This window comes from Psychrobacter sp. GW64-MNA-CIBAN-0177 (assembly GCF_040309585.1).
Classification (GTDB): domain Bacteria; phylum Pseudomonadota; class Gammaproteobacteria; order Pseudomonadales; family Moraxellaceae; genus Psychrobacter; species Psychrobacter okhotskensis.
The window spans coordinates 1-320 of record NZ_JBEOOY010000099.1; the positions used below are offsets into that span (position 1 = coordinate 1).

The 320-nt window shown below is 48.8% G+C and carries 1 protein-coding gene; it reads left to right on the top strand.

Going from position 1 to position 320, the window contains the following annotated elements:
* Nucleotides 1-16: 16 nt before the first annotated feature.
* Nucleotides 17-320: YqaJ viral recombinase family protein (locus tag AAEY79_RS14340; protein ID WP_407074205.1), on the top strand; the 304-nt coding region annotated here is incomplete at its 3' end.

Here is a 320-nt window from a genome sequence, read left to right on the forward strand (position 1 = left end):
AACCAAGCGTGCAACCGTGAAGGTTAAAACGCCTGGTGTCACTAAGTCTACGGCCATTTATAAAACGGTTAAACCGTCTGCTACTCAATCTACCACCGCTAAGCGTCTGATCAATACCAAGCAGCTCAGCCATGAAAAATGGCTTGAGGTACGTCAGCAAGGTATTGGCAGCAGTGATGCCGCTGCCGCTTGCGGTATCCATCCTTATCTATCGATGCTTGAGCTGTGGATGATTAAGACCGGACGCATGAACTCGAACATCGATGAGAGCATTGAAGGGTATTCTCAGTTGTACTGGGGCAACACCTTAGAGCCAATGG